This is a genomic window from Actinophytocola sp. (genome assembly GCF_035712165.1).
Lineage (GTDB): Bacteria > Actinomycetota > Actinomycetes > Mycobacteriales > Pseudonocardiaceae > DASYTH01.
The window spans coordinates 1-12,079 of the sequence record NZ_DASTBH010000021.1 but is presented as its reverse complement, the minus strand read 5'-3'; the positions used below and the strand labels follow the sequence as shown (position 1 = coordinate 12,079).

Annotated in this window: 14 protein-coding genes and 3 tRNA genes; 6 read left to right on the top strand and 11 right to left on the bottom strand. The window is 72.0% G+C overall.

Translation table 11 applies throughout. The features are described 5' to 3' along the window. A partial coding sequence (locus tag VFO68_RS01095) for a pyridoxal phosphate-dependent aminotransferase (RefSeq protein ID WP_325156209.1) occupies positions 1-994 on the top strand: 994 nt, incomplete at its 5' end. A 6-nt stretch (positions 995-1,000) separates the two neighbouring features. On the opposite strand, the gene VFO68_RS01090 is transcribed toward VFO68_RS01095, so the two are convergent. The 7 genes from VFO68_RS01090 to VFO68_RS01060 all read right to left on the bottom strand — a co-directional run bounded on the left by VFO68_RS01090 (position 1,001) and on the right by VFO68_RS01060 (position 6,293). Beyond that, complete coding sequence (locus VFO68_RS01090) at positions 1,001-1,408, bottom strand: MaoC family dehydratase (RefSeq protein WP_325156208.1); 408 nt, start codon at positions 1,406-1,408, stop codon at positions 1,001-1,003. Between the two features lie 13 nt (positions 1,409-1,421). After that, the gene (locus VFO68_RS01085) at positions 1,422-1,868 is read right to left on the bottom strand and encodes a MaoC family dehydratase N-terminal domain-containing protein (protein ID WP_325156207.1); all 447 of its coding nucleotides are present in this window, start codon (positions 1,866-1,868) and stop codon (positions 1,422-1,424) included. A 17-nt stretch (positions 1,869-1,885) separates the two neighbouring features. Beyond that, positions 1,886-2,050 carry a 50S ribosomal protein L33 gene (gene rpmG, locus VFO68_RS01080; RefSeq protein ID WP_349256574.1) on the bottom strand — a complete coding sequence of 55 codons (165 nt, stop codon included), beginning with the start codon at positions 2,048-2,050 and terminating at the stop codon, positions 1,886-1,888. 31 nt (positions 2,051-2,081) lie between these two features. Beyond that, positions 2,082-2,154: transfer RNA gene (locus tag VFO68_RS01075), tRNA-Met, on the bottom strand. 53 nt (positions 2,155-2,207) lie between these two features. Next, positions 2,208-2,280 (bottom strand) — tRNA-Thr (locus tag VFO68_RS01070). 68 nt (positions 2,281-2,348) lie between these two features. Continuing rightward, positions 2,349-5,012: an EAL domain-containing protein gene (locus VFO68_RS01065; protein WP_325156206.1), complete on the bottom strand. Its 2,664-nt coding sequence runs from the start codon at positions 5,010-5,012 to the stop codon at positions 2,349-2,351. Positions 5,013-5,186: 174 nt separating this feature from the next. Beyond that, positions 5,187-6,293 carry a winged helix DNA-binding domain-containing protein gene (locus VFO68_RS01060; RefSeq protein ID WP_325156205.1) on the bottom strand — a complete coding sequence of 369 codons (1,107 nt, stop codon included), beginning with the start codon at positions 6,291-6,293 and terminating at the stop codon, positions 5,187-5,189. Positions 6,294-6,369: 76 nt separating this feature from the next. On the opposite strand from VFO68_RS01060, the gene VFO68_RS01055 reads away from it, so the two are divergent. Beyond that, positions 6,370-6,567, top strand: a complete 198-nt coding sequence (locus VFO68_RS01055; RefSeq protein WP_325156204.1) for a hypothetical protein — start codon at positions 6,370-6,372, stop codon at positions 6,565-6,567. Between the two features lie 58 nt (positions 6,568-6,625). Here the strand turns inward: VFO68_RS01055 and VFO68_RS01050 are convergent. Beyond that, positions 6,626-6,709 (bottom strand) — tRNA-Tyr (locus tag VFO68_RS01050). Between the two features lie 144 nt (positions 6,710-6,853). On the opposite strand from VFO68_RS01050, the gene VFO68_RS01045 reads away from it, so the two are divergent. Continuing rightward, positions 6,854-7,345 (top strand): YajQ family cyclic di-GMP-binding protein, encoded by a 492-nt coding sequence (locus VFO68_RS01045; protein WP_325156203.1) that lies wholly within the window; start codon positions 6,854-6,856, stop codon positions 7,343-7,345. Here the strand turns inward: VFO68_RS01045 and VFO68_RS01040 are convergent. Continuing rightward, positions 7,336-7,530, bottom strand: a complete 195-nt coding sequence (locus VFO68_RS01040) for a hypothetical protein (RefSeq protein WP_325156202.1) — start codon at positions 7,528-7,530, stop codon at positions 7,336-7,338. The genes VFO68_RS01045 and VFO68_RS01040 overlap by 10 nt on opposite strands. A 62-nt stretch (positions 7,531-7,592) precedes the next feature. Here VFO68_RS01040 and rfbA point away from each other — a divergent pair, with 62 nt between their 5' ends. Then, positions 7,593-8,474: a glucose-1-phosphate thymidylyltransferase RfbA gene (rfbA, locus tag VFO68_RS01035; RefSeq protein ID WP_325156201.1), complete on the top strand. Its 882-nt coding sequence runs from the start codon at positions 7,593-7,595 to the stop codon at positions 8,472-8,474. Here the strand turns inward: rfbA and htpX are convergent. Together htpX and VFO68_RS01025 are read right to left on the bottom strand one after the other, a co-directional pair. After that, the gene (gene htpX, locus VFO68_RS01030; protein WP_325156200.1) at positions 8,471-9,325 is read right to left on the bottom strand and encodes a zinc metalloprotease HtpX; all 855 of its coding nucleotides are present in this window, start codon (positions 9,323-9,325) and stop codon (positions 8,471-8,473) included. The two genes, rfbA and htpX, sit on opposite strands and share 4 nt — an antisense overlap. A gap of 71 nt (positions 9,326-9,396) precedes the next feature. Next, complete coding sequence (locus VFO68_RS01025; RefSeq protein ID WP_325156199.1) at positions 9,397-10,185, bottom strand: siderophore-interacting protein; 789 nt, start codon at positions 10,183-10,185, stop codon at positions 9,397-9,399. A 75-nt stretch (positions 10,186-10,260) separates the two neighbouring features. Between VFO68_RS01025 and VFO68_RS01020 the strand changes: the two genes are divergently transcribed. Then, positions 10,261-11,676 (top strand): amidase, encoded by a 1,416-nt coding sequence (locus tag VFO68_RS01020; RefSeq protein ID WP_325156198.1) that lies wholly within the window; start codon positions 10,261-10,263, stop codon positions 11,674-11,676. Next, positions 11,673-12,079 (top strand): TetR/AcrR family transcriptional regulator (locus VFO68_RS01015; protein ID WP_325156197.1); only part of this gene is annotated, 407 nt, incomplete at its 3' end. The genes VFO68_RS01020 and VFO68_RS01015, both read left to right, overlap by 4 nt.

Below are 12,079 nucleotides of genomic sequence, written 5' to 3'. Positions count from 1 at the left end.
CGGCCTGCCGGCCCTCAAGGAGGCGGTGGCCGCGAAGACCGAGCGCGACTCCGGCTACGAGGTGACGGCCGCGCAGGTCCTCGTCACCAACGGCGGCAAGCAGGCGGTCTACGAGGCCTTCGCGACCCTCCTCGACCCGGGTGACGAGGTGATCCTGCCCGCGCCGTACTGGACGACCTACCCGGAGGCGATCCGCCTCGCCGGCGGCGTCCCGGTCGAGGTGCTCGCCGACGAGACCCAGGACTACCTGGTGACGGTCGAGCAGCTCGAGGCGGCACGCACGGACCGCACCAAGTTGCTGCTCATATGCTCGCCCTCCAACCCGACCGGGTCGGTCTACGACCGCGCGCAGGTCGAGGCGATCGGGCACTGGGCGGTCGAGCACGGCATCTGGGTGGTCACCGACGAGATCTACGAGCACCTGACCTACGACGGCGTGCGCGCGGTGTCCATGCCGGTGGCCGTGCCGGAACTGGCCGACACCTGTGTGGTGCTCAACGGCGTGGCCAAGACCTATGCGATGACCGGCTGGCGGGTCGGCTGGATGATCAGCCCGGCGGACGTGACCAAGGCGGCGGCCAACCTGCAGTCGCACCTGACCTCCAACGTGGCCAACGTGTCGCAGCGGGCGGCGCTGGCCGCGGTGTCCGGATCGCTGGACGCGGTCGCCGACATGCGCGCGGCGTTCGACCGGCGGCGGCAGGCCATCGTCAAGCTGCTCGGCGACATCCCGGGCATCGAGGTACCCGTGCCGCAGGGCGCGTTCTACGCCTACCCGTCGGTGAAGCCGTTGCTGGGCAAGGAGATTCGCGGCGCCCGGCCGGAGACCAGCGTGGATCTCGCCGCCCTGGTGCTCGAGCACGCCGAGGTCGCGGTGGTGCCCGGTGAGGCGTTCGGCACCCCGGGCTACTTCCGGATGTCCTACGCCCTGGGCGACGACGACCTGGCCACCGGCGTCACCAGGATGGGCGAACTGCTCCGCGAGGCCCGCTGAGCGGCGTCACCTCGGCCGGACGAGGGCGACGGCCTTGCCGAGCACGGTGCGGCCGTCGAACTTCGCGGTGATGTCGATCCGCAGCGTGCCGTCCTCGCGCCGCTCGCCGACCTTGCCGGACAGTTCGACCAGCGCACCGTCCGCGTCATCCGGCACCACGACCGGGCGGGTGAACCGCACGCCGTACTCGACGATCGCGGCCGGGTCGCCGGTCCACGCGGTGACCAGCCGGCCGGCCAGCGCCATGGTGAGCATGCCGTGCGCGATCACGTCGGGCAGCCCGACCTCGCGGGCGTATGCCTCGTTCCAGTGGATCGGGTTGAAGTCCAGCGAGGCGCCGGCGTAGCGCACCAGGTCGGCCCGGGACAGCCGGACCTGCAGCGGTGGCAGTTCGTCCCCGACGGCGGTGTTCATCGGCTCGCCCCGCTCATTCGGGTCTCCGCACGACCAGGGCGGCGCGCGCGACACACACCGGCTCGCCGTCCTCGGTGTCGATCTCGGCGCGCACCCCGAGGAAGTCGTTGCCCATCCGGGTCGCGACGTCCTCGATGCGCGCGGTCACCGTCAGCCGGTCGCCGGCCCGCACCGGGCGGCTGAAGCTGAAGCTCTGCTCGGCGTGCACCATCCGGCTGTAGTCCAGGCCCAGCTCGGGATCGCTGATGATCGCGTCGATGGCCCGGATGTTGACGATGGTCAGGAACGTGGGCGGAGCCAGCACATCGGCATGGCCGGCCGCGCGGGCGGCCTCGGCGTCGAAGTGGATCGGGTTCTGCTCACCGATCGCCTCGGCGAACTCCTTGATCTTCTCGCGACTGACCTCGTAGACCGGCGAGGGTGGGTACACCCGGCCGTTGAACGACGCGTCCAGGGGCATGGGTCAGGCGAGCGCGCTCAGCGGGTTTCCTTGTGCGCGGTGTGCTTGCCGCAGTTCGGGCAGAACTTCTTCAGCGCCATGCGGTCCGGGTCGTTGCGCCGGTTCTTCTTGGTGATGTAGTTGCGGTGCTTGCACTCCTCGCACGCCATCGTGATCTTCGGTCGCACGTCTGTGGCAGCCACGGTCTGGCCTCCTCTTTCACTAGGCTTGCGGTAGCGGTGGCCGGACTTGAACCGGCGACACAGCGATTATGAGCCGCTTGCTCTGCCAGCTGAGCTACACCGCCTCGACATGATTATGCCGCGGTGCCCGATCCGAGCACCGCGACAAAGATCATCGAGCCCCAATACGGAATCGAACCGTAGACCTTCTCCTTACCATGGAGACGCTCTGCCGACTGAGCTATTGGGGCGCGCTCGTGCACATCGTGAGCGTTGAAGACTGTACACAAGCCTGCCGGGGGTTGCGAAACCGGGTTTGTCACGAGATCAGCGTGAGCACCAGCTCGTCACGTACCCCCTGCGCCTGGACGGTGCGGGCCTGCAACCAGGCCTCCAGCCGGGACTCCGACAGCGGCCGCGAGATCAGGTAGCCCTGGGCCACGTCGCAGCCCATCGCCGCCAGCTGGTCCCGGGCGATGTCCTCCTCGACCCCCTCGGCCACCACGGTCAGGCCGAGCGAGTGGCCCAGCTCCACGATCGACCGCACCACGGCGTGGTCGCCCAGGTCGGAGCCCATGCCGAGGACGAAGCTCTTGTCGATCTTCACCTCGTCCACCGGAAGCTGACGCAGGTAGGCCAGCGAGGAGTACCCGGTGCCGAAGTCGTCGACGGCGAGCACCACGCCGAGCGCGTGCAGCCGGCGCAACACCGGAAGCGCCCGCTGCGGGTCGGCCATCACCCCGGACTCGGTCAGCTCCAGGGTCAGCAGCCCGGCGGGCACCTGGTGGCGCTCCAGCCGCTGCGCGACCCGGTCCGGGAACGTCTCGTCGGCCAGCGAACGGACCGAGATGTTCACCGCGGCCGAGATCCGCAGGCCGGCGTCCAGCCACTTGCGGGCCCGGCCAAGGGCCTGGTCCATCACGAAGTCGGTCAGCGCGTCGACCAGCCCGGCCGCCTCGACGGCCGGCACGAACTCGTCCGGGTCCAGCGGCCCGAACTCCGGATGCCGCCAGCGGACCAGCGCCTCCACCCCGACCACCTGCCGGGTGGGCAGCGCCACCTTGGGCTGGTAGTGCACCTTGACCTGGCCGGTCTCCAGGGCCGGGCGGAACTGGCTGACCAGCTGGAACCGGCGCAGGTAGATCTGGCCCATGCTCGGCAGGTAGGCCCGCACCCGCTCACCGGCGCTGCGCGCGGCCCGCAACGCCACGTCGGCCCGCTGCAGCAGGGTGTCCACGTCCAGCGCGGTGCTCAGGTTGGTGTCGATCTCGGCGCCGCCGTGGCCGCCGGCGATCGTGGACGGCGAGGAGTACCCGGCCACCGATCCGGCCTCCACGGTGAGCCGGTCGACCTGGTACGGCGCGGACAGCTCCACACAGAGCCGCTCCGCGGTCGCGTGCGCCTGCTCCAGCGAGGCGCCCGCCAGCAGCACGGCGAAGGTGCCGCTCTCCAGCCGGGCCAGCGGCACCTCGGCGCCCAGCGCGTCCCGCAGCCGGCGCCCGGCGGTGATCACCATCCGGTCGCTCCACGCGTAGCCGAGGGCGTCGCTGATCGTCGGGAGCACCTCGAGGTCCAGCCGCATCACGACGGACTTCGGGTTGTCCCGCAGCTGCGGGCCGGCCGCCTGGCGGAAACCCGGCCGGTTGAGCAACCCGGTCAACGGATCGTGGTAAGCGTCGTGACGCAGCGTGGCCAGCAGCCGGCGGTTGTCGATCGCGGTGGCCAGGTGGCTCGCGGTGGTGCCGATCATGCGCTGGTCCGCCTGGCCGAAGCCGCGCCAGCGGGACAGCTTGTCGTGCACCTCGACGATGCCGATCAGATGGCTGGCGCTGCGCAGCGGCACCACCAGCGCCTCGTGCACACCGCGCCGGACCAGCGCCTGGCGGATCTCCGGGACCGCGTCGGACCGGCGGAAGTGCCGCACGTGCGAACCGGGCAGCCGCAGCAGCGGATCCGCGCGCACGCCGGTGACCTCCAGCGCACCGGCCGGCTCCGGCAACGGGTCGCCCGCCTGGAACGTCATCATCGGCCCGTGGCTGGAGAACTGCAGGCGGAGCACCACCCGGGTGGCGCCGAGCTGGTCCCGGATCCGGTCGGCGATGCCGTGCCACTCGGCGTCGTCGACCACCTCGACGGTGTCGTCCAGACCGCTGGCCGGACGGGCCGCCGCCTGGTGGCCGGACCTGGCCACGACCAGGCTGACCTCGGAGAGCGTCTCCAGGTCGCGCTGCTCGCGGACCAGCCCGGAGTAGGCCATGTAGAGCACCGCCAGCCCGGCCAGTGCGACCACCGCCAGCGGCGTGCCGCCCTCGACCTGCGTGGCCACCTCGTAGCCGACCACGCCGACCGAGGCGTTGACCACGGCGAGGGCCAGGGTGCGCAGCACCAGGCGCACGGCGGCGCCGGCCCGGATCGGACGGGCCAGGACCTGCATGGCGGCCAGACCCAGAAGCGTGCTGGACAGCGTCGCGGCCAGCGCGCCGGCCAGCACCGAGGGCCACGCGGGGCCGTCGAGCAACGAGTCCAGCAGCACCATCACCGAGAAGGCGGTGGCGATCTCGATGATGAAGACACCGGTGTTGTAGACGATCCGGTCCTGCACCCGGCGGGCCAGGTAGGTGCCCACGCCCGCGACCAGATGGGCCGCCAGCACCACCTGGAACGGCGCCACGAACAAGCCGATCACCAGCGGGATCTCGGTGAAGGAGATGGTCCAGGACACCCCGCCGCGGACGTCCACGTTCACCGCGAGCAGTTCGGCGATCAGGAAACCGACGACCAGCAGGGCCCCGATCCAGATCCACCTGACCTCGAAGGTCATCGGTTGCCACCAGGACACCAGCACCGCCGAGACCAACCCGAAGGTCAGCACCGCCGCGGAGAAGTAGACGAACCGCCGCCGGGGGCTCGCCTCGTCGGCGGCCGGCAATGGCATCTGCTTCGACGGTTCGGCGACATTGCCCGTGCCAGGGTGGTCCGGCATGCACACCTCCTCGGCCCGTTGGCGGTCCGAGCGAACTAGACGCAGTGGGGCGCCACGGATGACGCAGCGTTGCGGGCACACGTCATGGTCGCGCTACTGTACCCCGATCGGTCCAAGAAGCCGACTGTGCTAACTGGGCGTAAACCTGCGCCCGATCGGTCCACTACCGGCGGTTCACCTGCGAAGATCGAGTTCTACCGGTACGTCGAGAAACCGGCCGAGGTCGGCGACCTCGGCCCGCAGCGCGGGCAGCACCCGGCGCGGGATCGTGGTGAACGGTTCGACCGCGACCACCAGCCGGTTGCGCGCCCTGGTCTGCCGCCAGGTGCCGACCGCGCGGCCGTCCACCAGGACCGCCGGCATGACGAACCCGCCTCCGGTCTGGATCCGCCGGTCGTAGCGCGCGGGCACGGCCAGGTCCCGGCTGCGGTAGCCGAGCAGGTAGCCGTCGAAGTGGCCGAGCAGCCGCACCTGGGGGCCGGCCGTTTCCTCGTCCTGGCCGGCTCCGGCCAGGACGAACAGGGGCTTGCCCCCGGGTGCGTCCCGGCACTCCACCTCGTCGGCGATCGCCGCGAACGCGGCCCGGGACTCGCCGAGCGGCAGGCCGGACCAGGCGGCGAAGTCCTCGGCGCCGGCCGGGCCGCTGCCGCCCAGGTAGCGGCGGGCCAACCGGGCGCGGGCCGTCTCGGCGGGCACCGCCGGCGGAGTGTCGACCCACTCCTCCACCAGCACGTAGGTCGGCTCATCGGCGCCGGTCTCCGGTCCGCGGCAGACCAGCCCGCACATGGCGGCGTAGCCGATCAGGTGAGCGGGGGCCTGGGTCGCCGGGTCGAGCGGCATGCCGTGGTCGGCCAGCCGGGTCACCAGCTCGGGCCGTTCCAGCGGCTCGGACCCGGTCAGCACGGCCTTGATCGCCGCGAGGCCGCGCTCGCAGGTCGCCTCGTCCAGCCCCAGCGACCGGCGCCGGCCGGCCAGCCCCTTGGCGAACCGCGGGCCGAGCAGACCCACGATCCAGCCGAGGTCCTCGGCGGCGAGCATGTGCAGCGTGCCGCGCATGGCCCAGGTGCGCACCACCCGGCGCGCGGTGACCGCACTGTCCACATCGGACCGGGTGAGGCCCATGGAGCGGGCCCGCACGGCGAGCCGGCTGGCCCGGACGTCCTGCGCCTGCAGGCCGACCACCCGGCGCACCGCGCCGGCCACCGACGTCGCCGGCTCGCCGGCCAGGCCCTGCGCGTGCGTCCGGGCGACTCGGATCCGCGCCGCCGTGAGTGCCGTCATGCGCCCGCAGGTTAGCCGCGGGGTCGGACACCGCGCCCCTTCCCGCCGGCGGTCTCACTCGGCACCATTAGGTCCCATGCGCGGCAAGTTGCTGATCGGCCTCGGGGCACTGGCTTTCCTACTCGGCGGCGTCTGGACCCTTCAGGGCGCCGGCGTCATCGGCGGCAGCTTCATGACCAACTCCCAGACCTGGCTGGTGATCGGCCTGATCCTGGCCATCATCGGCATCGTCCTGCTCGTGGAGGGCGCCCGCGTCCTCCGCCGCCGCACCTGACCAGCACAAAGATCAACCCCGGACCTGTCAACGCTGGTCACGGGGCTGTTTTAACTGGTGGTGGCGGGTGGAGGATTCGAACCTCCGAAGCTTTCGCGGCTGATTTACAGTCAGCTCCCTTTGGCCACTCGGGCAACCCGCCGGGGACCGGCGGTGGTGGGCCGGTCGGGCGAAACCATACCCAACGGGGCGGTGAGGGGTGCAACCGGTGTGGGGGTCGGGATGGGGGCTGAGCGGGTAGCATCCGGGCCGAATCCGCAGTCCTCATCGTGGAGGTGCAAGGCACGTGGCGGACCCGTCGTTCGACGTGGTGAGCAAGGTCGACCGGCAGGAGGTGGACAACGCGCTGAACCAGGCGAGCAAGGAACTGTCCACGCGGTTCGACTTCCGTGGCACCGGAGCGCAGGTCAACTGGTCCGGTGAGGAGGCCGTGACCATCCAGGCGGAGACCGAGGAGCGCTGCCGCGCCGCGATCGACGTGTTCAAAGAGAAGCTGATCAAGCGGAACATCTCGCTGAAGGCGTTCGACGTCGGCGACCCGGCGGTGTCCGGCAAGGTCTACAAGGTGACCGGCACGCTCGTGCAGGGCATCGCCTCGGACAAGGCCAAGCAGATCGCCAAGAAGATCCGGGACGAGGGCCCCAAGGGCGTTCAGGCCCAGATCCAGGGCGACCAGCTGCGCGTCTCCGGCAAGAAGAAGGACCAGCTGCAGGAGGTCATCGCGCTGCTCAAGGGCGCCGATTTCGGCATCGCCCTGCAGTTCACCAACTACCGCTGACCGTCCCGGGTGATCTCGTCCAGCTGACGGACCAGCTCGGTCAGATCGGGGTTGCGGGTGTGGCCGGCGCGGGCGCCGTAGAAGCCGACCAGGTACGCCACGCGGCACAGCTGCTCGTGATACCGGTCGGCGCGCCCGCGCTCCCGGATGCCGGCGGTTGTTGCGTCTGTCGCCGCCTCGGGCATCGCGACCCCTCACACTTGTGCCTCACCTACTACTCGGGAAGTTATCGCCCCGTGGGAGCCCAATGAAAGGCATCGTCCTCGCCGGCGGCAGCGGCACCCGGCTGCACCCGATCACCCAGGCCGTGTCCAAACAGCTGCTGCCGGTCTACGACAAGCCGATGATCTACTACCCGCTGTCGGTGCTGATGCTGGCCGGCATCCGCGAGATCCTGATCATCTCGACCCCGGTGGACCTGCCCAACTTCCGGCGGCTGCTGGGCGACGGCTCCCGGATCGGCCTCCAGCTGAGCTACGCCGAGCAGCCGGCCCCGAACGGGCTCGCCGAGGCGTTCCTGATCGGCGACGAGTTCATCGGCGACGAGGACGTGGCGCTGGTGCTCGGGGACAACATCTTCTTCGGCACCGGCTTCACCGGCATGCTGCAGAACGCGGTGGCCAACCTGGACGGCGCGGTGCTGTTCGGCTACGCGGTGAAGGACCCCAACCGGTACGGCGTCGGCGAGGTGGACCACACCGGGCGGCTGATCTCGATCGAGGAGAAGCCGGCCCGACCCAAATCCAACCTCGCGATCACCGGCCTGTACTTCTACGACAACGAGGTCGTCAAGATCGCCAGGGCGCTCACCCCGTCGCCCCGGGGCGAGCTGGAGATCACCGACGTGAACACCGCGTACCTGCGCCAGGGCCGGGCCCGCCTGATCGACCTCCGCCGCGGGTTCGCCTGGCTGGACACCGGCACGCACGACTCGCTGCTGCAGGCCAGCCAGTTCGTGCAGGTGCTCGAGCACCGCACCGGGGTCCGGGTCGCCTGCCTGGAGGAGATCGCGCTGGAGCGCGGCTTCATCGACGCCCAGGCGTGCTACGCGCTGGGCCAGGAGCTGGCCAAGTCGGGCTACGGCGAGTACGTGATGGCGGTGGCGCTGGCCGCCGGGGCCCGGAGCTAGAAGCTCATCTCCTCGAGCCGGCGGATGCGGTCGGCCATCGGGGGGTGGGTGGAGAACATCCGGGCGGCCCGCTCGCCCGGGCGGAACGGGTTGGCGATCATCAGGTGCGACTGGGAGACCAGCGCCGGCTCGGGCGCGAGCGGCCGGGCCCGGGTGCCGGCCTCGAGCTTGCGCAGTGCCGAGGCGAGCGCCAGCGGGTCGCCGGTGAGCTCGGCGGCCGAGGCGTCGGCCTGGTACTCGCGGGACCGGCTGACGGCCATCTGCACGACCCCGGCCGCGACCGGGCCGAGCACTGCGAGCACCAGCATGGCCAGCGGGTTGGGCCGGTTGTCGTCGGAACCGCCGAACAGCCCGGCGAACATCGCCAGGTTGGCCAGCACCGCGATCACGCTGGCCAGCGCGCCGGCCACGGACGAGATCAGGATGTCCCGGTTGTAGACGTGCGACAGCTCGTGCGCCAGCACCGCGCGCAGCTCGCGTTCGTCGAGCAGCTCCAGCAGGCCGGTGGTGGCGCACACGGCGGCATGCCGCGGGTTGCGGCCGGTGGCGAACGCGTTGGGCGCCGCGGTCGGGCTGACGTAGAGCCGCGGCACCGGCGCGCGGGCCGAGACCGCCAACTCCCGCACGATCCGGTACATCAGCGGCTGCTCGGCCTGGGACACCGGGTACGCCCGCATGGCGCGCAGCGCCAGCTTGTCCGAGTTGAAGTAGGCGTAGCCGTTCATCAGCAGCGCGACACCGAAGCCGATGAGCAACGCGGTGCGTCCGAACAACGAGCTCACCAACAGGATGAGTGCCGTCATGCCGCCCAGCAGCAGGGCGGTTTTCACCCCGTTGTAGTGCTTGTGCACGTCCTGGCGCCTCCGTGGTGTCGTCCGGCCGGTTGTCCAGAAAACGCTCGCGGACGCGGTGAGGTTCCTGGTCAGTTGCCGCTCTGGCCGTGCCGCCAGTAGGTGGTCGGGCGCACCCGGTGCCGGGCGAACCCCCGCTCGTCGAGCAGGTGCCGCCGGACCGCGAGGACCGCGGTGCGCTCGCCGGCCACCCAGGCCTCGGTCTCGGCGGGCAGGTCCGCGCCGCGCACGGCCCGGTCCAGCAGGTCGTTTCCGCCGGCCGGCAGCCCGTCGCGGTGCAGCCAGGTGATCTCGGTCGCGGCCGGGCTGGGCAGCGGCTGCTCCTCGGCGGCGTCGGCCACCTCGACCAGCACCCGGGCGCGGGCCGAGGCCGGTAGCACGCGCAGGATCGCGGCGATGGCCGGCAGCGCGGTCTCGTCCCCGGCCAGCAGGTAGCTGTGCACCTCCGGGGCGGGCCGGTAGGCGGGCGAGGGCCCGACGAAGATCAGCGGATCGCCGGGCCGGACCCGCTGCGCCCAGGCGGAGGCCAGGCCGTGCGCCCCGTGCAGCACGAAGTCGAAGTCGACCTCGCCGGCCGCCGGGTCGTGCCGGCGGACCGTGTAGGTGCGGGTCTGCGGCCGGGCCCGGGACCACATCGCCCTGGCCGACTCCAGGGTCAGCGGGTCGGGCAGGGTCACGTCGTCGGGATAGAAGTAGAGCATCACGTTCTGGTCGGTACCGGCGCCCGGGAACCCGGCGAGCTCGGCGCCGGCCACGGTGACCCTGGTCATCCGGGGCGTGACCGGTTCGACCCTGGCTACCGGGACCCGCCACAGGGCGACCGGCGGGCGACGCACGGGCACGCGGGACTGCACATTCATCGCCATCATCATCACCTGTCCGGTCGGTGCGGCCCAACCGTGTTATCGTTCGTTCGAACGAACAGGGAGGCCGCCGTGGTCACACCGCACACCGAGGAGCTCCGGTTCGCCGGGCTGGAGACCCTGGCCGCGCGGCTCGCCGCCGGCACCCCGACCGCCACCGAACTGGTCACCGGGGTGCTCGCCCGGGTGGCCGCCACGCAGCCGACGCTCAACGCCTTCCGCCGGGTGCGCGAGTCCGCCGCGCTCGCCGAGGCCGCCGAGGCCGACCGCCGGATCGCGGCCGGCGAACGTGCCCCGCTGCTCGGCGTGCCCATCGCGATCAAGGACGACATCCACCTGGCGGGCGAGCCGACCGCGTTCGGCGCCCCCGGCGACTTCCCGGTCCAGTTGGCCGACTGCGAGCTCGTCCGGCTGCTCAAGGCGGCCGGCGCCGTGATCGTCGGCAAGACCAACACCCCGGAGTTCGGCCAGTGGCCGGTCACCGAGGGCGAGGCGTTCGGGGTCACCCGCAACCCCTGGCACACCGGGCACACTCCGGGCGGGTCGTCCGGCGGGTCGGCGGCGGCGGTGGCCGCCGGCCTGGTGCCGGCCGCGGTGGGCTCGGACGGGGCCGGCTCGATCCGCATCCCGGCGGCCTGGACCAACCTGGTCGGCATCAAGCCGCAGCGCGGCCGGCTGTCCTGCCTGCCCGACGCCGAACTGTTCAACGGCATCACCACCTGCGGCCCGCTGGCCCGCACGGTCGCCGACGCGGCGCTGCTGCTCGACGTGCTGTCCGGCCACCACGACCGGTCCGGGCCGGGCGGGGTGTTCCGCGCGGCGGCCGGACGGGAGCCGGGCCGGCTGCGGATCGCGCTGTCGCTGCGGCCGCCGTGGGGCGGACCGCGCGGCGTCCGGCCGGACCCGGAGGTGCTGGCCGGGGTGCGGCGGATCGCCGCCGCGCTCGGCGACCTCGGCCACGAGGTGGTCGCCGCCGAGCCGGCCTACGGCCTGATCGGGCTGAACTTCCTGCCGCGGTCGCTGGCCGGGGTCACCGACTGGTGCGGCCGGGTGCCCGACCAGGCCCTGCTCGACCCGCGGACCCGGGGCAACGGCAACGTGGGCCGGTGGCTGGGCGGCCCCGCGCTGCGGGTCTCGCGCGCCACGCTCGGCCTGTTCCAGCGCCGGGTGGGCCGGATCTTCGACGCGGTGGACGTGGTGCTGACCCCGACCACCGCGGCGCCACCGCTGCCGGTCGGCGCGATCGACGGGCTGCGCGGCTGGCAGACCGACCGGGTCATGATCAACGCCTGTCCGTACGCCTGGCCGTGGAACGTGCTGGGCTGGCCGGCGATGAACGTGCCGGCGGGGCTGACCCGGGCCGGGCTTCCGGTCGGCGCGCAGCTGCTCGGTCCGGCCGACGGCGAGGAGCTGCTGATCTCGCTCGCGGCCCAGCTGGAAGGAGTGCGGCAATGGCACGAGCTGACGCCGCCCTACGAGATTCCGTGACAAGCACCCGGACCAGGGTGCTGCGGGCGGTGCTGCGGGTGGTCGGCGCCGAGGGGATCGGCGGGGTGACCAACCGGCGCATCGCGCGGGAGGCCGGCGTGTCCCTCGGCACGCTGACCTACCACTTCGAGACGCAGGAGGAGCTGCTGCGGGAGAGCCTGCTGCTGTTCATCCGGGAAGAGACCGCACGGCTGCTCGGGGAGGCGCGGGCGCGCCGCGGCGCGGTGGTGTCGCTGGAGCAGGCGGCCGAGCTGGTGGCCCGGGTCGCCGAGAGCGTTCCGTTCGACCGCGAGCAGATCGCCTCGCTGGAGCTGTTCGTGCATGCCGGCCGGGATCCGGCGCTGCGGGACGCGGCCGCCGCGTGCTTCGCCGCCTACGACGAGATCGCGGTGACCGTGCTGAC

What these genes read in the sequence shown, in the direction of transcription:
- VFO68_RS01090 (WP_325156208.1), bottom strand. Translation starts at nt 1,408, where the DNA reads ATGAACACCGCCGTCGGGGACGAACTGCCACCGCTGCAGGTCCGGCTG.
- VFO68_RS01085 (WP_325156207.1), bottom strand. Translation starts at nt 1,868, where the DNA reads ATGCCCCTGGACGCGTCGTTCAACGGCCGGGTGTACCCACCCTCGCCG.
- VFO68_RS01065 (WP_325156206.1), bottom strand. Translation starts at nt 5,012, where the DNA reads ATGCCGGACCACCCTGGCACGGGCAATGTCGCCGAACCGTCGAAGCAG.
- VFO68_RS01060 (WP_325156205.1), bottom strand. Translation starts at nt 6,293, where the DNA reads ATGACGGCACTCACGGCGGCGCGGATCCGAGTCGCCCGGACGCACGCG.
- VFO68_RS01055 (WP_325156204.1), top strand. Translation starts at nt 6,370, where the DNA reads ATGCGCGGCAAGTTGCTGATCGGCCTCGGGGCACTGGCTTTCCTACTC.
- VFO68_RS01040 (WP_325156202.1), bottom strand. Translation starts at nt 7,530, where the DNA reads ATGCCCGAGGCGGCGACAGACGCAACAACCGCCGGCATCCGGGAGCGC.
- rfbA (WP_325156201.1), top strand. Translation starts at nt 7,593, where the DNA reads ATGAAAGGCATCGTCCTCGCCGGCGGCAGCGGCACCCGGCTGCACCCG.
- VFO68_RS01025 (WP_325156199.1), bottom strand. Translation starts at nt 10,185, where the DNA reads ATGAATGTGCAGTCCCGCGTGCCCGTGCGTCGCCCGCCGGTCGCCCTG.